The organism is Streptomyces sp. NPDC029292, assembly GCF_055569295.1.
The window spans coordinates 110,596-132,489 of the sequence record NZ_JBVHXR010000002.1 but is presented as its reverse complement, the minus strand read 5'-3'; the positions used below and the strand labels follow the sequence as shown (position 1 = coordinate 132,489).

General features: G+C 72.3%; 16 protein-coding genes and 1 pseudogene. 4 read left to right on the top strand and 13 right to left on the bottom strand.

The features are described from left to right. Positions 1 to 251: 251 nt before the first annotated feature. Positions 252 to 719 (bottom strand): DUF3017 domain-containing protein, encoded by a 468-nt coding sequence (locus ACZ4WS_RS05420; RefSeq protein ID WP_467978291.1) that lies wholly within the window; start codon positions 717 to 719, stop codon positions 252 to 254. A gap of 181 nt (positions 720 to 900) precedes the next feature. Beyond that, the gene (locus tag ACZ4WS_RS05415) at positions 901 to 1,755 is read right to left on the bottom strand and encodes a bifunctional methylenetetrahydrofolate dehydrogenase/methenyltetrahydrofolate cyclohydrolase (protein ID WP_467977393.1); all 855 of its coding nucleotides are present in this window, start codon (positions 1,753 to 1,755) and stop codon (positions 901 to 903) included. 268 nt (positions 1,756 to 2,023) lie between these two features. Between ACZ4WS_RS05415 and ACZ4WS_RS05410 the strand changes: the two genes are divergently transcribed. Further along, positions 2,024 to 2,626 carry a phage holin family protein gene (locus ACZ4WS_RS05410; RefSeq protein ID WP_467977392.1) on the top strand — a complete coding sequence of 201 codons (603 nt, stop codon included), beginning with the start codon at positions 2,024 to 2,026 and terminating at the stop codon, positions 2,624 to 2,626. Between the two features lie 103 nt (positions 2,627 to 2,729). Here the strand turns inward: ACZ4WS_RS05410 and ACZ4WS_RS05405 are convergent. The 3 genes and pseudogenes from ACZ4WS_RS05405 to purN all read right to left on the bottom strand — a co-directional run. Continuing rightward, a pseudogene (locus ACZ4WS_RS05405) lies at positions 2,730 to 3,275 on the bottom strand (RNA-guided endonuclease InsQ/TnpB family protein); the annotation flags it as partial. 188 nt (positions 3,276 to 3,463) lie between these two features. Further along, a complete protein-coding gene (gene purH / locus ACZ4WS_RS05400) occupies positions 3,464 to 5,062 on the bottom strand; it encodes a bifunctional phosphoribosylaminoimidazolecarboxamide formyltransferase/IMP cyclohydrolase (protein ID WP_467977390.1) in 1,599 nt (532 codons plus the stop codon). Continuing rightward, positions 5,059 to 5,679 (bottom strand): phosphoribosylglycinamide formyltransferase, encoded by a 621-nt coding sequence (gene purN / locus ACZ4WS_RS05395; protein ID WP_467977388.1) that lies wholly within the window; start codon positions 5,677 to 5,679, stop codon positions 5,059 to 5,061. Before purN ends, purH begins: the two co-directional genes overlap by 4 nt. A gap of 493 nt (positions 5,680 to 6,172) precedes the next feature. Here purN and ACZ4WS_RS05390 point away from each other — a divergent pair, with 493 nt between their 5' ends. After that, on the top strand, positions 6,173 to 7,084 hold the full coding sequence (locus ACZ4WS_RS05390; protein ID WP_467977386.1) for a hypothetical protein: 912 nt from the start codon (positions 6,173 to 6,175) through the stop codon (positions 7,082 to 7,084). 168 nt (positions 7,085 to 7,252) lie between these two features. Here the strand turns inward: ACZ4WS_RS05390 and ACZ4WS_RS05385 are convergent, their stop codons facing one another. Then, positions 7,253 to 8,866, bottom strand: a complete 1,614-nt coding sequence (locus tag ACZ4WS_RS05385) for a cell division protein PerM (RefSeq protein WP_467977384.1) — start codon at positions 8,864 to 8,866, stop codon at positions 7,253 to 7,255. Positions 8,867 to 8,962: 96 nt separating this feature from the next. Here ACZ4WS_RS05385 and ACZ4WS_RS05380 point away from each other — a divergent pair, with 96 nt between their 5' ends. Continuing rightward, complete coding sequence (locus ACZ4WS_RS05380; protein WP_467977382.1) at positions 8,963 to 10,105, top strand: sigma factor-like helix-turn-helix DNA-binding protein; 1,143 nt, start codon at positions 8,963 to 8,965, stop codon at positions 10,103 to 10,105. Positions 10,106 to 10,183: 78 nt separating this feature from the next. Here ACZ4WS_RS05380 and sucD read toward each other — a convergent pair whose 3' ends face one another. The 7 genes from sucD to ACZ4WS_RS05345 form a co-directional block, all read right to left on the bottom strand. Then, positions 10,184 to 11,068 carry a succinate--CoA ligase subunit alpha gene (gene sucD, locus ACZ4WS_RS05375; protein ID WP_467977381.1) on the bottom strand — a complete coding sequence of 295 codons (885 nt, stop codon included), beginning with the start codon at positions 11,066 to 11,068 and terminating at the stop codon, positions 10,184 to 10,186. A 22-nt stretch (positions 11,069 to 11,090) separates the two neighbouring features. Beyond that, complete coding sequence (gene sucC, locus ACZ4WS_RS05370) at positions 11,091 to 12,269, bottom strand: ADP-forming succinate--CoA ligase subunit beta (protein ID WP_467977379.1); 1,179 nt, start codon at positions 12,267 to 12,269, stop codon at positions 11,091 to 11,093. Between the two features lie 432 nt (positions 12,270 to 12,701). Continuing rightward, complete coding sequence (locus tag ACZ4WS_RS05365) at positions 12,702 to 14,324, bottom strand: hypothetical protein (RefSeq protein WP_467977377.1); 1,623 nt, start codon at positions 14,322 to 14,324, stop codon at positions 12,702 to 12,704. Between the two features lie 150 nt (positions 14,325 to 14,474). Further along, on the bottom strand, positions 14,475 to 15,458 hold the full coding sequence (locus ACZ4WS_RS05360) for a hypothetical protein (protein ID WP_467977375.1): 984 nt from the start codon (positions 15,456 to 15,458) through the stop codon (positions 14,475 to 14,477). Positions 15,459 to 15,580: 122 nt separating this feature from the next. Beyond that, entirely contained in the window at positions 15,581 to 16,744 is a 1,164-nt protein-coding gene (locus ACZ4WS_RS05355; protein WP_467977373.1) for a VWA domain-containing protein, read from the bottom strand. After that, entirely contained in the window at positions 16,741 to 19,218 is a 2,478-nt protein-coding gene (locus ACZ4WS_RS05350; protein WP_467977371.1) for a DUF5682 family protein, read from the bottom strand. Before ACZ4WS_RS05350 ends, ACZ4WS_RS05355 begins: the two co-directional genes overlap by 4 nt. After that, complete coding sequence (locus tag ACZ4WS_RS05345; RefSeq protein ID WP_467977369.1) at positions 19,215 to 20,393, bottom strand: ATP-binding protein; 1,179 nt, start codon at positions 20,391 to 20,393, stop codon at positions 19,215 to 19,217. The genes ACZ4WS_RS05350 and ACZ4WS_RS05345 overlap by 4 nt, the downstream gene beginning before the upstream one ends. A gap of 132 nt (positions 20,394 to 20,525) precedes the next feature. On the opposite strand from ACZ4WS_RS05345, the gene ACZ4WS_RS05340 reads away from it, so the two are divergent. Then, a complete protein-coding gene (locus ACZ4WS_RS05340) occupies positions 20,526 to 21,872 on the top strand; it encodes an SWIM zinc finger family protein (protein ID WP_467977367.1) in 1,347 nt (448 codons plus the stop codon). Positions 21,873 to 21,894 lie beyond the last annotated feature (22 nt).

Below are 21,894 nucleotides of genomic sequence, written 5' to 3'. Positions count from 1 at the left end.
CGGTTCCCGTGAGGGGTCTACGCCCCCGGACAGCAGCCCGGTGCCCGTTGCGCGAGGGTCTACGGCCCCCGGACAGCGGCCCGGTTCCCGTTGCGCGGCGTGGACTCCGTAGCGGAATGGTCACTTCCGTGCCACAGCGAACTGCCGGCTGTTGAACAGCCTGTTCCTGTGCACAAGTGTTGTCCCCGGGCGGAACACCCGCCCGGTCGCGGCCCGTCCTTACTCGGGGGAGAGGACGGGCCGCGGTCCGCTCAGCGGATCGTGAAGTGCAGGGTGTCGTCGAGGAACGGGATCTCCAGCCACGGGCTGGGCTGCGCCATCATCGCGAGCAGCACGATGGCCACGCCGAGCACGCCGTACGTGACCATGTCCGTGAAGCGGGAGCGGACCGCGAGCATGCCCACGTCGGGCAGTATCCAGCGCAGCACGCCGCCGGCCAGCAGCGCGGCGCCGATCAGGATCGTGCCGAACCGGAACACGTCGAGGGCGGTCAGCAGCAGCCCCAGCCCGACGGCCGAGAGCACGGTGAGGATCGGCCACTGACGCGCGGGCGCGGGGGCGTCCCCGGGTGCCGCCCGGCCGCCGCCCTCGGGCCGCGCGGTGTCCCTGGTGATCCGCGGGAAGCGCCGCGTGGTGCGCCGCGGCTTCCCCTCGGCGTCGGGGGCGCTGACGGCGTCCCGCACGACCGGCTCGGCACCCTCGGCACCGTCGTCCGGCACGACCGGCTCGCCGCCCGTGCCCTCCCGGTCCTGTGCGCCGTTCCCGGCGGCCGCGCTCTCCGCGGCCGGTACGTCCTTCTCGGCGTCGCCGCCCGGCGTGTCCCGTACGGCCGGGTCGGCGCCCTCCGGCTCCCGTACCGTCGGCCGGGCGCCCCGCGCTCCGGTGTCCTCGGAGTTGCCCTCAGCCGACACTGCGCTCCGCCGCTTCCACCACGTTGACGAGCAGCTGGGCGCGGGTCATCGGGCCGACGCCGCCCGGGTTCGGGGAGATCCACGCGGCGACCTCGGCGACGTCCGGGTGGACGTCTCCGACGATCTTGCCCTCGGCGCTGCGCGAGACACCGACGTCGAGGACGGCCGCGCCCGGCTTCACGTCCTCGGCCCTGATGAGGTGCGCGGAGCCCGCCGCGGCGACGATGATGTCGGCGCGCTTCAGGTGGGAGGACAGGTCACGGGTGCCGGTGTGGCACTGGGTGACCGTGGCGTTCTCACTGCGTCGCGTCAGCAGCAGCGGCATCGGGCGGCCGATGGTCACGCCCCGGCCGACGACCACGACCTCGGCGCCCTTGATCTCGACGCCGTAGCGGCGGAGGAGGGTCAGGACGCCGTTCGGGGTGCAGGGCAGCGGCGCGGGCTCGTTGAGGACGAGGCGCCCGAGGTTCATCGGGTGCAGGCCGTCCGCGTCCTTGTCCGGGTCCATCAGTTCCAGGATGCGGTTCTCGTCGATGCCCTTGGGGAGCGGCAGCTGGACGATGTAGCCGGTGCAGTCGGGGTCCTCGTTCAGCTCGCGGACCACCGCCTCGATCTCCTCCTGGGTGGCGGTCGCGGGCAGTTCGCGTTGGATGGAGGCGATGCCCACCTGGGCGCAGTCGCGGTGCTTGCCGGCGACGTACTTCTGGCTGCCGGGGTCGTCCCCGACCAGGATCGTCCCGAGGCCGGGCGTGACGCCCTTCTCCTTCAGGGCCGCCACGCGGGCGGTCAGATCGGACTTGATCGCGGCTGCGGTGGCCTTGCCATCGAGAATCTGGGCGGTCATGACCCCATCCTCCCGGATGACCCGGTCCTGGTTCCAATCCGGCCCCCGGGCGGCCTTTCCGCAGCCCGTTTCGGCCGTATCCGACCATGATCACCGATGTTGCACTTGCACAACACATAGGGATTGCGGCTGGACAAGTAAGAGGCTGCTAAAGAACCATGAGCAGCACAGTGCCGCGGGCAGTACCGGGGGGACGGACCGCTCTGTAGAAATTCCTCCGAACCGTGCCGCGCTTCGTCCCCGCCCAGGCAACGGAGGAAAACCCGCCATGAGTTTCGGCGACCCGAACAACCCTTACGGGCAGCCGCCCCAGCAGCCCCCCGCCGCTCCCGGCTACGGCTACCCGCAGCAGGCCCCGCCCCAGCCGGGCTACGGCTACCCGGCGGCCCCGCCGCTCCAGCAGCCCTACGGCGCGGGCTACCCCGGTGTCCCCGGAGTCCCCGCCCAGATGCCGGGCATCACGCGCGCCGCGCAGATCATGGTCGTCGTGATCGCGCTGGCCCACGCCATCATCGCGGCGATCTACGGCTACACGCTCTCGCAGTGGGACAAGACCATGGTGGAGGCCGGGATCTCCGGCGACTCCCAGGCCCAGCGGTACGCCGACCTCGGCAAGGGCGTCGTCGTCTTCTTCCTGGGTCTCGCGGCCGTCTTCGCGATACTCGGTGTCGTCCTTCTCCTGCAGTACGCGTCGGGGGCCAACGGCGTCCGGGTCTGCTCGATCGTCTACGGCTCGTTCGCGATCGTCACCGGCATCTTCATGCTCGCGGCCTACGGCCTCGGGGCCATCATCATCATCGTCTCCATCCTGCTGATCGTCTTCGCCTCCAAGCGCGCCAGCGCCGACTGGTTCAAGCGTCCGCGCTACTGACCTCCCGGGCGACTTCACGCCATTCGTTCCAAGGGCCGTGTCTCACTCTGCACCAACAGGGACACGGTCTTGGTGCGTCTGTCTACCGTCAACTACCCAGTACTTAAAGCGCCGGGCTTGCACAACGGGCATCACTGGCGGTGATGCTGCGTTTGCGTCCAGCCTCACCCCGGAGTGTTCGGGGCGGGGCAGGGGCCGTTGACCCGGCCCCACGTCGCCACAACTCCCACGCGCGGGCGCGGATGTTGCGGGAGCCGTTCCGGTCTGCGTGATCAACGAATCCGCAGGACCGGCACGCGAACCAGGCCTGCGAGACCCGGTTCGCCTTGTCGATGTGCCCACACTCGGCACAGGTACGCGAGGTGTACGCCGGATCGACGTACACCACCGGCACCCCCGCCTTGCGGGCCTTGTACGTGATGCACCTCCCGAGCTGATGGAAGGCCCAGGAGTGGAGAGTGGCCCGTTGGGGCTTTCGAAGCCGTACCCGTTCGCGGATCCCGCCCAGGTCCTCCAGGGCGATCCCGCGACCGGTGCGTTCTGCCTCGGCCACCACATGCTTCGCGATCTTGTGGTTGATGTCCTTCGCCCGCAGTGCCTCCTTGCGCCTGCGCTTCTTCAGGCGCCGCTTGGCGGACGGGGTGTTCTTCAAACCCGTCGTCCTGATGGCGCCTCCCGACGCGGGCCTCTCGGTAAGCGATCCCGTACGCCGTGTAGGTGCCCAAGGACTACCGTGTGGGCTCTCGGGAGGTGCGCAAGCCCCTCTCGAGGGGCGTACGGCGCCTCCGGCCTCTCCCGAGGGGGCCGGAGGCGCCGTGTCGTGCTGCCGGGTTCCGCTCAGTGGAAGAAGTGACGCGTCCCCGTGAAGTACATCGTGATGCCCGCCTTCTTCGCGGCATCCACGACCAGCTCGTCGCGGACTGAACCGCCGGGCTGGACCACGGCCTTGACGCCCGCCTCGGCGAGGATCTCCAGGCCGTCGGGGAACGGGAAGAACGCGTCCGAGGCCGCGTACGCGTCACGCGCACGCTCGGCGCCCGCCCGCTCGACCGCGAGCTTCGCGGAGTCGACGCGGTTGACCTGGCCCATGCCGACGCCGACCGAGGCACCGTCCTTGGCGAGCAGGATCGCGTTGGACTTCACGGCGCGGCAGGCCCGCCAGGCGAAGGCCAGCTCGTCGAGCTCGCCCTCGTTCAGGGCCTCACCGGTCGCGAGGGTCCAGCTCGCCGGGTTGTCGCCGTCGGCCTGGAGGCGGTCGGTGACCTGGAGCAGCGCGCCGCCGTCGACCGGCTTGATCTCGACCGGGTTGGCGGGCGCCCTGTGGGCGCGCAGTACCCGGATGTTCTTCTTCTTGGTGAGGGCTTCGAGGGCGCCGTCCTCGTACTCGGGCGCCACGATGACCTCGGTGAAGATCTCGGCGACCTGCTCGGCCATCTCCTTCGTCACCGGCCGGTTGACCGCGATCACGCCGCCGAAGGCGGACAGCGGGTCACAGGCGTGCGCCTTGCGGTGCGCCTCGGCGACGTTCGAGGCGACCGCGATCCCGCACGGGTTGGCGTGCTTGATGATCGCGACGCACGGGTCCTCGTGGTCGTACGCGGCACGGCGCGCGGCGTCCGTGTCCGTGTAGTTGTTGTACGACATCTCCTTGCCGTGCAGCTGCTCGGCCTCGGCGAGACCGCCCGTGCCGTCGACGTACAGCGCGGCACCCTGGTGCGGGTTCTCGCCGTAGCGGAGGGTGTTCTTGCGCTCGTACGTCGCGCCCAGGAAGTCGGGGAAGCCGCTGTTGTCGACGGCCGCGTAGTCGTCCGCGAACCAGGAGGCGACCGCGACGTCGTAGGAGGCGGTGTGCTGGAAGGCCTCGGCGGCGAGCCGCTTGCGGGTGCGGAGGTCGAAGCCGGCGGTCTTGACGGCGGCGAGGACGTCGCCGTACCGGGCGGGGCTGGTGACCACGGCCACGGACGGGTGGTTCTTGGCGGCGGCACGGACCATCGACGGACCGCCGATGTCGATCTGCTCGACGCACTCGTCGGGCGTCGCACCCGAGGCCACGGTCTCGCGGAAGGGGTAGAGGTTGACCACGACCAGGTCGAACGGCTCGACGCCCAGGTCTTCCAGCTGCCGCCGGTGGTCCTCGAGCCGCAGGTCGGCGAGGATGCCCGCGTGGACCTTGGGGTGCAGGGTCTTGACGCGGCCGTCCAGGCACTCGGGGAAGCCGGTCAGCTCCTCGACCTTGGTGACGGGGACGCCGGTCGCGGCGATCTTCGCGGCGGTGGAGCCGGTGGAGACGAGCTCGACACCGGCCTCGTGCAGCCCGCGCGCGAGCTCCTCGAGCCCGGTCTTGTCGTAGACGCTGACGAGCGCGCGACGGATGGCCCGCTTCGTGCCCTCGGTGCCCTCGGTGCTCTCGGCCGTGACTGTGCGGTCGGCGGTCACTGGATAACTACCTTTCGTCCCTCAATGCGATAGCCGTTGCGGGCGAGCCGCCCCACGACATCGACGAGCAGCCTTCGCTCGACTTCCTTGATGCGCTCGTGCAGAGCGCTCTCGTCGTCCTCGTCCCGGACCTCGACCACGCCCTGAGCGATGATCGGTCCGGTGTCGACGCCGTCGTCGACGAAGTGGACGGTGCATCCGGTGACCTTCGCGCCGTACGCGAGCGCGTCACGTACGCCGTGGGATCCCGGGAAACTGGGCAGCAGGGCGGGGTGCGTGTTGACGAACCGCCCGCCGAACCTGGCGAGGAATTCCTTCCCCACGATCTTCATGAACCCGGCCGAGACGACGAGATCGGGCTCGTGGGCGGCCACGGCCTCGGTGAGCGCGCGGTCCCACTCGTCCCGGCTGCCGTAGTCCTTGACCTTGCACACGACGGTCGGCAGCCCGGCACGCTCGGCGCGCGCGAGCCCCTCGATCCCGTCGCGATCGGCCCCGACGGCCACGATCTCGGCTCCGTAGGCCTGAGGGCCTGCCTCCGCGACGGCATCGAGCAGTGCCTGCAGATTCGTACCTGATCCGGAGACCAGCACGACGAGGCGCTTGGCCTTGGCCACGACGGGGCCCTTTCTCGGGGGAGCGTTTGTACGGTCGTACGAATGCTTCGCGCCCCCGGATACGGGGAAGTCTACGAAGCGGCCGACCGTCAGCAACGATACCGGCACACCGGGCGGCCCCCACGGGACGGGGGCGTGGCCGGAAGGTAGCGTCTGGGGAGGGCCCACCTGGGAACACCGTCCGACGCGGGGAACGCCCTGCGCGCGTGGGACGTTGACCTGGGACGGGTATGAACACTCGGGGCCGCGGGCCTTGGGAGGGAATACCTGGGCGCGCGTCCTGGGGCGCGTGGTCGCGGGATCGGCCGGTCACAGGGCCGGGCGGTCACGGGAACGGGCGGTCACGGGAACGAACGGTCGCAGGATCGGGCGGTCGCAGGATCGAATGGTCGGGGCGTGAGCCTCGGGCAGGAAGCACGGGGCGCGCGTCGCCGGCACGATGCTGTGCGGACACGCCGCCCGCCAGAACCACCAAGGGGAAGACGCACACCTGATGCCGGACCGCAGTCTCCGACTCCCTCCGCTGCTGCTGCGCGAGCGGCGCCCTTCGCCTACCCCGCCGCGGGAGAGCGGACACGGCTCCGCAGGGGGGCACGACTCCTCGGGCGAGAGCGGCGGGAGCGGCACGAGCAGCTCGGCAGGCGAGAGCGGCTCCGCGGGCGGGCGGGGCCAGGACGCTCCTCCCCCGCATCCCCCACGTCCTACGGATCCCCCGCACTCCGCGGATCCCTCGGCCCCGGCCCCGGCCCCGGAAGACAATCCGTTCGCTCCGCCGCCGGAGGGGACACCCGACCGGCCGTGGCAGCCGAGGCGGCCCGCGAACGGGCAGGGTCCGGACGACAACAGTGGGTCCGGGCCGCAGTCCGGACAGTCCCCGTGGGGCAGCCAGTGGAGCGACCGGCAGCCCGGGCCCTCGTCCGGCGGCGGTTTCGGTGACCGGCCCGGTGCGCCGCAGGGGCAGGGCGGTCCGGAGGGGCCCGGCGGAGGTCCGGGGAGCGGAATGCGCTGGGATCCGACGGACCCGGCCCAGCGCCGCGCGCGCTACGCGCTGCTCTCCGGCATGTGGGCGTTCTTCTTCGCCCTCTTCAGCTGGCCGTACGTCGCCCTGCTGCTCGGCGCGCTCGCCCTGTACTGGGGCGGCAGCGCACTCCGCGCCAAGCCCCGCACCCCGGACCCGGACGCTCCGACGCCCGACCAGAACGTCCGCCCGCAGACGACGGCCGCGGTGAGCGGGCTGGTCACCGCCTCCCTGGCCATCGCCATGGTCGCCGCGACCTTCACCGCCCAGTTCGTCTACAGCGACTACTACAACTGCACGAACGACGCGCTCACCAACGCCGCGAAGCAGTCCTGCAACGACCTTCTGCCGAAGGATCTGCGGGGGTTGCTGGGGACGCGGGGCTGACGGCTGTGGGGGGTGTGTTTTCCGCCCCCGCAGCCCCTACCCGTCCCTTCCTGGGGCTCCGCCCCAGACCCCGCTCCTCAAACGCCGGAGGGGCTGAAATCTGCGGTAGCCCCCAGGTACGGGAAGGGTAGGGGCGGCTAGAGGCGGCGGGGGCGAAAACCCCTCGGTTCACGTCGCGTCCGGCGGCTCCTCAAGCGTGGACGCCTCCCTCAGCGCCGCCCAGCGGGATTCGCGGGACATGTCCTCGTGCCAAGGGGAGCCCGTGCTGTCGGACGGAAGAAAGTCGTACGGCTCGAAGTCCTCAGCCGTGGCGTCCGAGACCACGGCCTGGGCCTGGACTTTGACCTGGGCAGCAGACGCCTGCGGCGTCGCCCGGTCAGGACCGCCCCGCTTCCGCCGGGAAAGCCACGAAGGCAAGGACGGCAACGCCACACGAAGCCGGCGCCCACGCCCCCGCACGCCCAACCCCACCCCACGTTCCCGAAGCCGCCACCCACGCAACCCCACAGCCACAGGGACCCCGACCACCCACGTCCACACCACCGCCGCAGGCCCCACCTGCCACCACACCGGCCCGAAATGGGCCAACGCCCGCACCCCCAGCGCCCCACCCGCCACCCCGGCCAGCACGGCCAGCACAACCCCGCAGATCCCCGCCGCAAGCGACACGGCGGCGACGATCCGCCCCCGGGACCACACCTCATCCGGCCGCACCGCCACCCCCACCACGAACCACGCCACCGTCACCCCCGCAGCCACCGGCACCACCCCACCCGCCCAACCCCACGGCGCCCCCGCCCCCGCCCCCGACACCGCGGCCAGCAGCGGAAAGGCGGGCAGCAGCGCCCCCGGCGCGGCCGAGGACAACGGCCCGGTCACATGCCCGGCCCCCAGGACGACCCCGGGCCCGAGCCCGTACGCCGCCCCCCACACCGCCGCGTTCGGCACCAGCGCCAGACAGAGCAGCAGTACGGCGAAACGTCCCGACCACCCCTCGGTGAGCTGCAGAAACGCGTCGCGGGCAAGCCCCCCGTGCCACACCAGCGAGCCACCCACGAGCGCCGCCCCACCCCCCACGAGCACCGCGACCCCGGCCCCGGCGGCCCGCGCCGCACCCCCGAAGACCGTCCGGCCCTCCGGCGCGAGCACATCGGCCGTGACGAAACGGCGTACGCCGGAAGGCAGCGCCTCAAGCGCGCGGCGCCCCCACGCCGGCATGGGCCCCCGCGGACGGCCGTACGCCGTCCACACCCCCGCCGCCGCCGCGACCCCGGCGAGCAGCGGCAGGCATACGGCGGTCCACATCAAGGAGGGCCGCAACTCCCCGCCCGAGGCGTACAGCACGGCGGCCCCGCCGACGGCCAGATAGCCGGCGACGACCCCGGCCCACGCCGTACGGGGCGTCGCCTCGGTCTCGGCGTCGGCCGCGGCGTCGCGCGCCGCCCGGTGCAGCAGCCACACCGGCAGCACGATCAGGAGCAACGGCGTGATGCCCACCGGCATGGGCGCGCCGGAGAGCGTGTCGGTGCGCACGAGTTCGGCGCCGTGCGCGAGCAGCCACAGCGCGGCGGCGGCGTGCAACGCTCCGCCGGGCCCGCTGTCCGGGTACGGCGAGCTGATCCACAGCACCATGACGAGGACGGCGAACGAGCCGAGCCCGAGCCCCGCCGCGAGGGCGCCACCCAGGAGGCTGGCGGCCAGTCCGGGGGATCGGTCGCGCATCCGGGTGAGCAGGGGCGACAACGACAGCCTGCGGTCGGTCATCTGGGTCACGACCGCCATGCTCCCAACGACACGCGCTTTCTCGTCGTAACAGGCGAACCCCGGATGTGTCGCTCAATATGCAGCTATGCACTTTTTCGTACGAAGGGGCGCCCTGTGAAGCAGAGCCCTACCCCCTTGCCGCCCCCCGACGAGCGCCGCCGCCTGCGCGAGGCCAAGTCGCTGACCCAGGCCGACGTTGCCATCGGCTTGGGCGTCACCCGCGAGACGGTGCGCTCGTGGGAGACCGGCCGTACGACACCGCGCGGCCGCAAACGGGAAGCGTACGCACAGCTGTTGACCGCGCCGGACCCCGTGCCCGCCGAGGCCGAGGTGCCCCTTCGTCACGAGCGCCCCGTCCCCGCGCTGGTGGGCGCCGCCGAGGACCTCGCATGCGAGGAGGGGGCACCGGCCCCGACGGGTCAGGGCGCCGAGGTCGGGCTGCCAGAGCCTGCGCCCCCCACTCTGACGCCCGCTCAGGCCTTCGACGCGCTCTACGCGTTCTGCGCCCCCGCCCTCGTACGGCAGACGTATCTGCTCACCGGGCGGCGCGAGCTGGCGCGCGAGTCCGTGGAGCGCGCCTTTCAACTGGCCTGGCACCGCTGGCCCGAGGTGGCCGTGGACCGGGATCCGGCCGGGTGGGTGCGGGCGACGGCGTACGAGTACGCGCTCTCCCCCTGGCACCGGATGCGCCTCCGGCACCGGCACCCGGAGGCGCCGCCCGCCGATACGGCCGACCGCGCGCTGCTCGACGTACTCCTGAAGCTGCCGCCCGTGTACCGGCGCACGCTGCTGCTGTACGACGGTGTCGGGCTCGACCTGCCCGAAACCGCGGCCGAAACGGAGGCGAGCACGCCCGCCGCGGCCAACCGGCTGCTGCACGCGCGTGAGGCCATCACCGCGCGCCTGCCGGAGCTGGCGGTGCCGGACGAACTGCACCGGCGTCTCACCGAACTCGCCGGCACGGAACGGCTGCGCGCCGCGAAACCCCCCACGGTCCGCTCGGGCAGCGAACGGCGCGCCCGCCACTGGACCCGCGCCGCCATCGCCTTCACGGTCCTGCTCATGTGCACCACGACGCTGACGCTCAGAACGGCCCCGGACCACTACGAGGCCCCACTGGCCCCGGGCGCGACGGTCCGCGGCCTGCCGCCCCGGGCGGCCCCCGGCCCCCTGTCCCAGCAGCAGCTGAAACTGCACCACAAGCTCAAGTCGGAAACGGTGAGCGGCCCGGGAAGGCTCATCCCGGAGGACTGGTAACGCCGCGGAAGCCGCGGAAAACGCCGGTGGGCCCGCACCCCCAAGGGGTACGGGCCCACCGGCGTTCAGCTGAGAAACTCAGCCCGCGAGGATCTCGCGCGCGAGCTTCGCCGTCTCGGTCGGCGTCTTGCCGACCTTGACGCCGGCGGCCTCGAGGGCCTCCTTCTTCGCGGCGGCCGTGCCGGAGGAGCCGGAGACGATGGCGCCGGCGTGGCCCATGGTCTTGCCCTCGGGCGCGGTGAAGCCGGCGACGTAGCCGACGACCGGCTTCGTCACGTTCTTCGCGATGAAGTCCGCCGCACGCTCCTCGGCGTCGCCGCCGATCTCACCGATCATGACGATCAGGTCGGTGTCGGGGTCGGCCTCGAACGCGGCGAGCGCGTCGATGTGCGTGGTGCCGATGACCGGGTCGCCACCGATGCCGACGGCCGACGAGAAGCCGATGTCACGGAGCTCGTACATCATCTGGTACGTCAGCGTGCCGGACTTCGAGACCAGGCCGATGCGGCCCGGCTTCGTGATGTCGCCCGGGATGATGCCGGCGTTCGACTGGCCCGGGGTGATGAGACCGGGGCAGTTCGGGCCGATGATGCGGGTCTTGTTGCCCTTCGACTTCGCGTACGCCCAGAAGGCGGCGGAGTCGTGGACGGCGATGCCCTCGGTGATGACGACGGCGAGGGGGATCTCCGCGTCGATCGCCTCGACGACGGCGGCCTTGGCGAAGGCCGGCGGCACGAAGAGGACGGACACGTTGGCGCCCGTCTTCTCGATCGCCTCGGCGACCGTACCGAAGACCGGGACCTCGGTGCCGTCGATGTCGACGGACGTGCCCGCCTTGCGCGGGTTGACGCCACCGACGATGTTCGTGCCGTCGGCCAGCATGAGCTTGGTGTGCTTCATGCCCGTGGCACCGGTCATGCCCTGGACGATGACCTTGCTGTCCTTGTTGAGGAAGATAGCCATGGCTGTGGTTTTCCCTCGTCCCTTACTTGGCCGCGGCCAGCTCGGCGGCCTTGTCGGCCGCGCCGTCCATGGTGTCCACGCGCTGCACGAGCGGGTGGTTGGCGTCCGACAGGATCTTGCGACCCAGCTCGGCGTTGTTGCCGTCGAGGCGGACGACGAGGGGCTTGGTGACTTCCTCGCCCTTGTCCTTGAGCAGCTGCAGCGCCTGGACGATGCCGTTGGCGACCTCGTCGCAGGCGGTGATGCCACCGAAGACGTTGACGAAGACGGACTTGACGTCCGGGTCGCCGAGGATGATCTCCAGGCCGTTCGCCATGACCGCGGCGGAGGCGCCGCCGCCGATGTCGAGGAAGTTGGCGGGCTTGACGCCGCCGTGGTTCTCACCGGCGTACGCGACGACGTCGAGGGTGCTCATGACGAGACCCGCGCCGTTGCCGATGATGCCGACCTCGCCGTCGAGCTTGACGTAGTTGAGGTTCTTCTCCTTGGCGGCGGCCTCGAGCGGGTTGGCCGACTCCTTGTCCTCAAGCGCGGCGTGCTCCGGCTGACGGAACTCGGCGTTCTCGTCCAGCGACACCTTGCCGTCGAGCGCGATGACGCGGCCGTCGGCGACCTTGGCGAGGGGGTTGACCTCGACGAGGAGGGCGTCCTCCTTGACGAAGGTGTCCCACAGCGTCACCAGGATCTCGGCGACCTGCTCGGCCACCTCGGCCGGGAACTTCGCCTGGGCGACGATCTCGCGGGCCTTCTCGATCGAGACGCCCTCATTGGCGTCGACCGGGACCTTCGCGAGGGCGTCGGGGTTCTCCTCCGCGACGACCTCGATCTCCACGCCGCCCTGGACGGACGCCATGGCGAGGAAGGTGCGGTTGGTGCGGTCGAGGAGGTACGAAACGTAGTACTCCTCGGCGATCTCGGGCGCGGTCTCGGCGATCATCACCTTGTGGACCGTGTGGCCCTTGATGTCCATGCCGAGGATGTCCGTCGCGCGGGCGACGGCCTCGTCCGGGGTGGCGGCGAGCTTCACGCCACCGGCCTTTCCACGGCCACCGACCTTCACCTGCGCCTTGACGACGGACTTGCCGCCAATGCGCTCGGTCGCCTCGCGGGCTGCCTCAGGCGTGTCAATGACTTCACCGGCCAGCACCGGTACACCGTGCTTGGCGAAGAGGTCCCTCGCCTGGTACTCGAACAGGTCCACGCGCGTCCGTCCCTATCAGTGATCTCGCGGTTCGTTGTCTGCGTGGGCGTGCCGCGAAGGGCAACGTGACGTCCGCTGTCACAAGGGTGGCGCACACGGTGTCCGAGCGCGCGGCATGTCCGTCTCGCAGGTTATCGCCGCTGGACGCGGGTCCCTAAATCACAGATCACACCTGAGCGGTGATACCTGTCACAGATCTGGCCAGAACAGGGCCTCACCAGGCTGGGGTTTGCCTGGTGAGGCCCCTTGAACAGCCCCTAAGGGGCGCAGGGCGGGTGGTCCCCACCCCAATGGGGACCACCCGCCCCATCCGCGGGGTTTCGGTCGCACGGACCGACGGCTTTCGGCCGTACAGGGCCGTGGCCCCGCGGAGTCGTTCGGGTGCCGTACGTCGGCGTCGCCGGTCGTCACCGACGTACGGCAGGGGGTGTGTCAGATGGAGTACGTGCCGTACTGGACGTTCTGCGCGTAGCTCGGCGCGACCGACTGGGCCACGCCCTGGACGCCGGTGCCGGCGTTGCCCGCCAGGGGGCCGCCGGTGGCCTCGGCGGTTCCGGTGAGGTCCTGCGCGAACGGGGAGACCTGGCCGACGACACCGTGAGCGAACGGGTCGACCTCCTCCACGACTCCGCCCGCGAACGGCTGGACGTCGCCGGCCACGCCGTACGCCAGGTTGTTGGCGCTGTGGCCGACGCCGTACGTGACGGGCTGGACCTGATCCACCACGGTCTGCACGACCGGCTGCACCGCGCCGGCCACGCCACCGGCGAAGGGCTGCACCTGGTCGGTCACGCCGTGCGCGAAGGGGGCGACCTGGCCGGTGACGCCGTACGCGAGCGTGCCCGCGTCGCCCACGACCCCGCCCGCGAAGGGCCGCACGTCGCCGGTCACGCCGTACGCCAGCGCGCCAGCGTCCCCGACGGCCTGCCCGGCGACCGGGACGACGCCGTGCACGGCGGTCGCGGCGACGGGCGGCAGAACGGAGGCGGCCGCGTCGTCGGCGACCTGGCCGACGAGGCCTCCGGCGAACGGCTGTACGTCCCCGACGGCGCCGTACGCCAGGGTGCCCGCGTCGCCCGTGGCACCGTGCGCGAGGGTCGTCGCGTCACCGGCGACGTCGTACGCCAGCGCGGTCGCGTTGCCCACGGCTCCGTACGCCAGCGGCGTCACCTGGCCGACGGCGTGGTCCACGACCGGGGTGACGCCGTGGACGGCGGTGGCGGCGACCGGCGGGAGGACGGCGGCAGCGGTCTCGTCGACGACCGGGACCGCGATGCCCGTGGTGGTGCCGACGGCGCCCTGGACCTGGGCGGGGGCGCCGGTGACGGTCCGGCGGGCGCCGGTGACCGTCGTCCCTGCGGTACTTCCGGCGGTCTTTCCGGCGGTGGCGACGGTCTGCTGGACCTTGGCCTGCGCGGCGGACGGCACCGCGGCGGCGGTGCGCTGGGCGGCCGCGAGCTTGGTCTGCGCCCCGGCGAGGGCCTCCTCCAGCTCCGGCGCGAAGGCCGCGAGCGGACCGAACAGGTAGTCGATCTCGTCCTGGGGGGCGCTGACGTCGGCTACGGCCTCCTTGGCCTTGCCGGTGGCCTGGTCCGCGACAGCCGCCGCCTTGGACGCGGCGGCCTTGGCCTGCGAGAGGTGGGTCACGGAGGGGACCTCGGCGTCGACGTAGCGGCGGGCGTGGTCGGCGGTCTGCGCCGCCGCGGTGGTGGCGCTCTTCTTGACCTGGGTGGCACCGACCGTGGACTGCGCCTTGGCGGCGGTGCTGGTGACGGTGTCCGTGGCGGTCTCCGTGACGGTCGAGGTCGCACCGTCGACGGCCGTGCCGCCGGTGACGCCGGAGACGGTGCTCTGGACGTCACTCGTGACATTCCCGACGACGCCGTCGACGGTGTCGGTGACCGCGCCGACGGTGTCCGTGACATCGACGCTCACGTCGGGAGCGGATACGGAGGACGCGGGCAGCTCGTCCGCACTGGCGACGGCGGAGCCGAGCGCCCACGCGCCGGTGACACCGGCGGCTATGACGATGGAACGGCGGATGTTCTTGTTCATGCTTGCGTCAGATCCTTCGGGATTCCGAGAGTTCCGGGACATTCCGGGAGATTTCCGGGGCTTCCGTCCGGGGATCGGAGGGGCGTCCGGACGGCGGGCAGACCTGTTCCGCCCCCGCGCGGCAGGTCATTCAGCGGGGGAAGGGCTGCCCTAGCCGGGGAAAACGGGAATGTCCCGGTACCTGTCCCGGGTCCCGTCCGCGGTCACGACCACGGACGCTCCGGACACGAGCCGCAGCGGCGCCCGGTGGTTCGGAGTGACGGCATGCGCATCGCCGTGCCGCGGCGTGCCGGTGTCGACCGCGGACTGGTTGCCCAGCGCGCCGGTCGGGTCGCCGGGGGGCGCCTGCTGGACGGGCGCGTGCGCGAAAAGTACGCCGGGCCGGCCGCGGCGCGCCTCAGCGCCTCCGGCCCACGCGCCGACGCCGATGGGCCCGTACGCGGACACGGTCCCTGCCGCCTGACGCCGGTGCCGCGAGCCGTCCTCGACGACCGCGCCCGGCTGCCGCGTCGGCCCGCCCGACTGCCGCGGAGCCGAACCGACGGCGGGCGGAGTCCCGCCACCCACGCCGGGGAGCGCCGGCTGACCCGGCAGCGAGGGGAGCCCGGGCAGGGACGGCAGCGCCTTGCGCGGAGCCTCGGCCAGCCCACCGGTGACCGATTCCACCAGGTCGCCGATCGGTCGTACGACCTTGCCGGCGATCGGCGGTACGACCTTGCCGGCGGCCGGTCGCACGAGGTTGTCCGCGGCCGGTCGCACGAGGTTGTCCAGGGCCGGTCGTACGACGGCGTCTGCGGCCGGTCGGGCGACGTGGCGGACGGTGTCGCTGACATGCGCCACGGCGTCGGTGACGGTGACGGTGACGTGCGTGACCGTGGCCGTGGTCGACGGGATCGACCCCACCTCGGGGGCCGAAGTACCCGATCTCACGGACTCCTTCGCCCCCTGCGCCGACTGAACGACCTGCGCCGGAGTCGTCGGCACCGCGCCGTCCGCCGCATGCGCCTGCTCCCCGCAGAGGAAGCCGAGAGCGAACAACCCGCCCACCAGCAGCACCACTTGCAGCGCACGTCGTCCGGCCGCCGTACGCATCACGCGTAGAGCGGCACCGGGCAGTGCGGCTGACAGGGTCAAGAGGGGGAGGGTCCTCCCGTGCGACGGGGCTCTGAAGACGCGTCGATCCTCGCACGGGACTCCCGAGGTTGCGCAAGTCCCCTGTTACCGATGGGTAGTCATGTCCGTTTTTTCAACTCCTCTCACCTGGTGTCCGGTATCGGCAGTGGACGCTTCTCGATCGCCGCCGCCATCACCTCGGGAAACAGGTCGGGCGTACAGGCGAACGCCGGCGCGTCGAGGGCCGCGAGCGCCGCCGCGTGCTCACGGTCGTACGCGGGTGCCCCCTCGTCGGACAGCGCGAGCAGCGTCACGAACTGCACCCCGGACGCCTTCATCGCCGCGACCCGCTTGAGCATCTCGTTGCGTATCCCCCCTTCGTAGAGGTCGCTGATCAGCACGACGACCGTGTCGGCGGGCCGGGTGATCTGCGACTGGCAGTACGCGAGCGCCCTGTTGATGTCCGTGCCGCCGCCAAGCTGCGTACCGAAGAGGACGTCGACCGGGTCGTCGAGCTGGTCGGTGAGGTCGACGACGGCCGTGTCGAAGACGACGAGCCGGGTGTTGATGGACCGCATGGACGCGAGGACGGCGCCGAACACCGAGGCGTAGACGACGGACGCCGCCATCGACCCCGACTGGTCGATGCAGAGGATGACCTCCTTCTTCACGGACTGCGAGGCGCGCCCGTAGCCGATCAGCCGCTCGGGCACGATCGTGCGGTACTCGGGCAGGTAGTGCTTGAGATTCGCCGCGATCGTGCGGTTCCAGTCGATGTCGTGGTGGCGGGGCCTGCTGATGCGGGCGCTGCGGTCGAGGGCGCCGGTGAGCGTGGCCCGGGTGCGGGTCGCGAGCCGCTTCTCCAGGTCCTCGACGACCTTGCGCACGACGGCCCGCGCGGTCTCCTTGGTTGTCTCCGGCATGGCCTTGTTGAGGGAGAGGAGGGTGCCGACCAGGTGCACGTCGGCCTCCACCGCCTCCAGCATTTCGGGCTCCAGCAGCAGGGTGGACAGCCCGAGCCGGTCGATGGCGTCCCGCTGCATCACCTGCACCACGGACGACGGGAAGTACGTCCGGATGTCCCCGAGCCAGCGCGCGACGGACGGCGCGGACGCCCCGAGCCCCGCCGAACGGTCCCGCCCCGACTGGGCCTTGCCCCCCTTCCCGTACAGCGCGGCCAGCGCCCCGTCCATCGCGGCGTCCTGCCCGGCGAGCACGCACCCGGTGCCGTCCGCTTCCTCACCGCCGAGCACGAGCCGCCAGCGCCGGAGCCGCTCGTCGGTCACGTCCACCGGTGCCGCGGTCATCGGGTCACCCCCACAAGGTCGTTGACGTCATCGGATTCATCCAGCCCGAGCAACAGGCTCAGCACCGGCAGTACGGCGTCCGCGCGCTCGAGGTCGAGGCCGGGGGCGAACCCGGGTATCCCCGAGGTGGCGACCGCCATGCTCCCCCGCGCTCCCGGTCCACGCCGGACCAGCTCGCCCAGCGTCCTGCGCACCCCGGACTCGTACGCCGAGAACGTCCGCCGCAGCAGTGGCAGCACGTCGGTGAACGCCTCCGTCGGCACCCCGGTCAGCCACGCGTCCACCAGCCCGAGCAGCCGCTCGTCGTGCACGAGCAGCATCCCGCCCCCGGAGCCACCCCCGACGAACCCCTCGATCCACGCGGCCGCGTCCCCCGGCGCCGTCCCCGGCGACAGCACGAGCCCCATGAGCCGGGCGGCCTCCTCCTGCCCCAGCTCGCCCTCGTCCAGCAGCAGTCGCACGGCCCGCCCACGGATCACCCCCGGCACGGTGTCACGCCCGGCCAGCACCCGGAGCACGGAGTGCCAGCGGCCGCGTATGCCGCCGGATGTCGGTGTGCCGCTCGGTGACCGTGCGCCGCCCGGTGACGGTATGCCGCCCGGTGACGGTGTCTCGCCCGGTGGCGCCGTGGTGGCCGTCTCGCCCAGCAGCCCCACCGCGCCGTGCACCGCGTCCACATGGCGCCGCATCTCCTCGGCGGCCTCGGCGTCGAGGGCCGCGCAGGCCGGTGGGAGGCCGACGAAGATCCGCTCGGCGAGGCCCGCCGCGACGTCGGTGAGGGCGTGCGTGTCCGTGCCGCGTACGTCGCCGTAGCGCAGGGAACGGACCAGTGCGGGCAGGGCCTGGGCGAGGTGGCCGACGTCCGCGTCGAGGGCGGCCCGGTCGGTGAGGACCCGCATCACCACGGGCAGCGCGTCGGGGAGTTCGGCGAGGAGACAGCGCTCGGCGAGTGCCGTGACATCGGCCAGGGCGTGCGCGGCGACGGCGTCCGCCTCGGCCTTGACGGTCGCCGCGGCGAGCACGGTGGTGCCCCAGACCCCGGCCTCGGCGACCCGCACGGACAGCTCCGGCTCCCAGCGCAGCCGCCAGGTCTCCCGGAAGGTGCCGGTGCTGCCCCGCGACACCGCGGGCTCGCCCCACGCGACGCCCAGGAGCCGCAGCCGGTGCAGCAGTCTGCTGCGCCCGGCATCGGTCTCCTTGCGCAGGTCGAGCTCCAACTCCCGCTCCAACGGCTCCGGTTTGAGCCGCAGCCGGCGCTGGAGCCGCCCGAGGTCGCGCTGCAACGGCACCGCGGGGGCGGACTCCGGCACCTCCCCCAGCACATCGCCGACCACCAGCCGGTCGTGCACGAGCGCCAGCGGCACGTCCGAGCCCTCGCACATCACGGCCCGTACGGCGTCGGTGGTCTCGGTCAGCCCCGGCAATGGGCGGCCGCGCATCGCGGCGAGCGTGTCGGCCAACCGCACCGCCTCGATGACGTGCGCGGACGACACGATCCTGTCCTCGTCGCGCAGCAGCCGGGCGACCTTCGTCATCCAGCGCTCGACCGGCCGGTCGGGGGCGTCGAACAGATGCCCGTACCAACCCGGCGAGTCGATGCCCGCGCCGTACCCGCTGACCCGGGACAGCCGGCGGTGCGTCCACGGCACCCACGTCATGTCGGCCTTCGCCTTGGGCAGCCCCTTCAGCAACGCCCGGTCGGCGGCGACGCCGCTCTTCTGACGCAGCGCGGGCACATGCCAGGCCCCGCACACCACGGCCACGTCGTCCCCGAACTCCCGCTGCGCCGACCGCACCTGGAGCCGCATGTACGCCTCCCGGACCAGGTCCCGGTCATGTCCTCCGACCCCGTACACCTCCCGCAGCGCCGCCATCGCCTCCTCGAGCACGGTGAACGGTGCGAACGGATCGGCCCCGGCTCCGCCCCGGTGCTCGACCACGTCCTCCCACCAGCGCTCGGCATCGTCGTAACCGGCCGTCTCGGCCAGCACGCCGAGGGGGTCGATCCGGATGGCTTCGGCGTCGGAGGGAGACGAACCCTCCTTGGCTTCCGAGGGTGACCCCTTGCCTTCCGAGGGTGCACCCTCGTCTTCCGGAGGAGACTCCTCGTCTTCCGAAGGAGACCCCTCCTTCCCCCACGCCAGCGTGTGCGTCGCCGGGAGGTCGATGAAGCGCGCCGGGACTCCGTGGTCCAGGGCCCAGTGGATCGCCACCCACTCCGGCGAGAACTCGGCCAGCGGCCAGAACGCCGAACGACCGGGCTCGTCCACGACATGGGCGAGCAGGGCGACGGGAGGCCGCATGTCCTTGTCGGCGGCGAGCGGGATGAGCGCGTCCGCCTCCGGTGGCCCCTCGATCAGCACGACCCGGGGAGCCGCCGCCTCCAACGCGGCCCGCACGGCCCGCGCCGACCCGGGCCCGTGATGCCGCACGCCGAGCAGCAGCGGCCCACCGTCCGGCTGGGCTCCGCTCATGCGCTCACCTCCCGGCAGGCCCGGTAGAAGTCCTTCCAGCCGTCCCGCTCACGGACGACCGCTTCCAGGTACTCCTGCCAGATGACGCGGTCGGCCGCCGGGTCGCGGACGACGGCGCCGAGGATGCCGGCGGCGACGTCACTCGCGCGCAGGACGCCGTCGCCGAAGTGGGCGGCGAGGGCGAGGCCGTTGGTGACGACGGAGATCGCCTCGGCGGTGGACAGTGTGCCGCTGGGCGATTTCAGCTTCGTACGCCCGTCCGCCGTGATCCCGTCGCGCAGCTCGCGGAAGACCGTGACGACGCGGCGGATCTCGGCGACGCCGTCGGGCACGGCAGGCAGGTCGAGGGAGCGGCCGATCTGGTCGACGCGGCGCGAGACGATGTCGACCTCGGCGTCGGCGCTCTCCGGCAGCGGCAGCACCACCGTGTTGAAGCGGCGGCGCAGGGCGCTGGAGAGTTCGTTGACCCCGCGGTCGCGGTCGTTGGCCGTGGCGATCAGGTTGAAGCCGCCGACGGCCTGCACCTCCTGCCCCAACTCCGGTATCGGCAGGGTCTTTTCCGACAGGATCGTGATCAGCGTGTCCTGTACGTCGGCCGGGATGCGGGTCAGCTCCTCGACACGGGCGGTCATACCCTCGGCCATGGCCCGCATGACGGGGCTCGGCACGAGCGCGTCCCGGCTCGGGCCGTGCGCGAGCAGCTGCGCGTAGTTCCAGCCGTACCGGATCGCCTCCTCCGGCGTCCCCGCCGTGCCCTGCACGAGCAGGGTCGAGTCCCCGCTGACCGCGGCGGCCAGATGCTCGGACACCCAGGTCTTCGCGGTGCCGGGCACACCGAGCAGGAGCAGCGCCCGGTCCGTGGCGAGGGTGGTGACGGCGACTTCGACGATGCGGCGCGGCCCCACGTACTTGGGTGTGATCACCGTGCCGTCCGGCAGCGTGCCCCCCAGCAGGTAGGTCGCCACCGCCCACGGCGACATCCGCCAGCGGGCCGGGCGGGGCCGGTCGTCCTGCGCGGCCAGCGCGGCGAGTTCGGCGGCGAAGGCGTCCTCGGCGTGCGGCCGCAACGCCTCGCTCGCCTCGCCCGAGGCCGCTTCCACGGGCTCCCCCACGGACTCTCCCGCGAGCTCTCCCGCGGGCGGATTGACGGACGTCGGTTCAACGGACACAGACATGGCTAGTCCCCCTCCAGCTTCGCCGGTTCGGATCTGGTTCCACCGTGCACCACGCCACTGACAATCGCCTCTGACCTGCACAAACGCGCTCGCGACAGTCGATTGTCAGTGGCGGGACCTACCTTCGATGGCATGACTCAGCAGGGGGTGCGCTGGACTGCGGATCAGGTGCTGGCACTGGCGCCTGACGCCGCGTCACGCAAGGCCGGAAGCAAACTCGGCGCGGCCGGGCCGTGGTCGGAGGCGGGCAGTTCTGACGAGGGGACGGTATGGGGACTGTGCAGGGGCAGTGGCAGCAAGCCGTATCAGACGGTCATCGACATCGCGGACTCCACCGGGCCCGCTTACAAGTGCAGTTGCCCGAGCCGCAAGTTCCCGTGCAAGCACGCGCTGGGGCTGCTGCTGCTCTGGGCGGGCGAGGACGGCACGGTGCCGCGGGGGCAGGTGCCGGACTGGGCGGAGCAGTGGATAGAGGGGAGAAGGAAGCGCGCGCAGGAGAAGAGGACGGCGGGCGGGGCATCTGGAGCGTCGTCGGGCGATCCGGAGGCGGCGCGGCGCAGGGCGGAGCGGCGGGCCGAGCGGATCACCGCGGGGGCGGCGGAGTTGGAGCAGCGGCTGGCGGATCTGCTGCGCGGCGGCCTGGCCACGGCCGAGCAGGCGGGGTACGGGCTGTGGGAGGAGACCGCGGCCCGCATGGTCGACGCGCAGGCACCAGGTCTGGCCGCGCGGGTGCGGGAGTTGGGGGCGATCCCGTCGTCCGGCCCCGGCTGGCCGGTGCGGCTCCTCGAGGAGTGCGCGCTGCTCCATCTCCTCGACCAGGGCTGGCTGCGGCGTGAGCGACTGCCGGACGGCCTGGCCGCGACGGTCCGTTCCCGGGTCGGGCTCTCCGGCTCGGCGGACGGCCCGCCGGTGCGGGACCGCTGGCTGGTCCTCGCCCAGTACGACACGGCGGACGCCCGGCTCACGACCCGCAGGATCTGGCTGTACGGGGCGGAGTCCGGCCGCACGGTCCTGCTCCTCTCCTATGGGGCCGCCGGCCGCGCGCCGGAGCTGGCGCTGCCCGTGGGGCTGGCCTTCGAGGCGGAGGTGTCCGCGTACCCGGGCGCCGGGCAGCCGCGGGTCGCGCTGGGCGAGCAGTTCACGCCTCCCGCGCCCGCGGCGATACGGCCGCCAGGAGTGACCACACCCCAGGCGGCTGCGCACTACGGCGAGGCCCTGCGGGCCGACCCCTGGCTGGATTCCTGCCCGGTCACCCTGGACCGGGTCATCCCCACCCCGGACGGCGACACCTGGCAACTGGCGGACGCCGACGGCGACTTGGCGCTGCCGCTCGCCCCGTCCCCCCGCCCCGGTCTGTGGCGCCTCGCCGCCCTCTCCGGCGGCGCCCCCGTCGCGGTCTTCGGCGAGTGCGGCCACCGCGGCTTCACTCCCCTGACGGCCTGGCCCGAGGGAGCGGGAGAGGCCGTGCCGCTGTGCTGACCGAGCGGCATACCCACCTCCG

Bases quoted from the DNA above. Each gene is read 5' to 3' on its own strand.
- ACZ4WS_RS05415 (WP_467977393.1), bottom strand. From the start codon at position 1,755: ATGACCGCCCAGATTCTCGATGGCAAGGCCACCGCAGCCGCGATCAAG.
- ACZ4WS_RS05410 (WP_467977392.1), top strand. From the start codon at position 2,024: ATGAGTTTCGGCGACCCGAACAACCCTTACGGGCAGCCGCCCCAGCAG.
- ACZ4WS_RS05390 (WP_467977386.1), top strand. From the start codon at position 6,173: ATGCCGGACCGCAGTCTCCGACTCCCTCCGCTGCTGCTGCGCGAGCGG.
- ACZ4WS_RS05385 (WP_467977384.1), bottom strand. From the start codon at position 8,866: ATGGCGGTCGTGACCCAGATGACCGACCGCAGGCTGTCGTTGTCGCCC.
- sucD (WP_467977381.1), bottom strand. From the start codon at position 11,068: ATGGCTATCTTCCTCAACAAGGACAGCAAGGTCATCGTCCAGGGCATG.
- ACZ4WS_RS05365 (WP_467977377.1), bottom strand. From the start codon at position 14,324: ATGAACAAGAACATCCGCCGTTCCATCGTCATAGCCGCCGGTGTCACC.
- ACZ4WS_RS05355 (WP_467977373.1), bottom strand. From the start codon at position 16,744: ATGACCGCGGCACCGGTGGACGTGACCGACGAGCGGCTCCGGCGCTGG.
- ACZ4WS_RS05350 (WP_467977371.1), bottom strand. From the start codon at position 19,218: ATGAGCGGAGCCCAGCCGGACGGTGGGCCGCTGCTGCTCGGCGTGCGG.
- ACZ4WS_RS05345 (WP_467977369.1), bottom strand. From the start codon at position 20,393: ATGTCTGTGTCCGTTGAACCGACGTCCGTCAATCCGCCCGCGGGAGAG.
- ACZ4WS_RS05340 (WP_467977367.1), top strand. From the start codon at position 20,526: ATGACTCAGCAGGGGGTGCGCTGGACTGCGGATCAGGTGCTGGCACTG.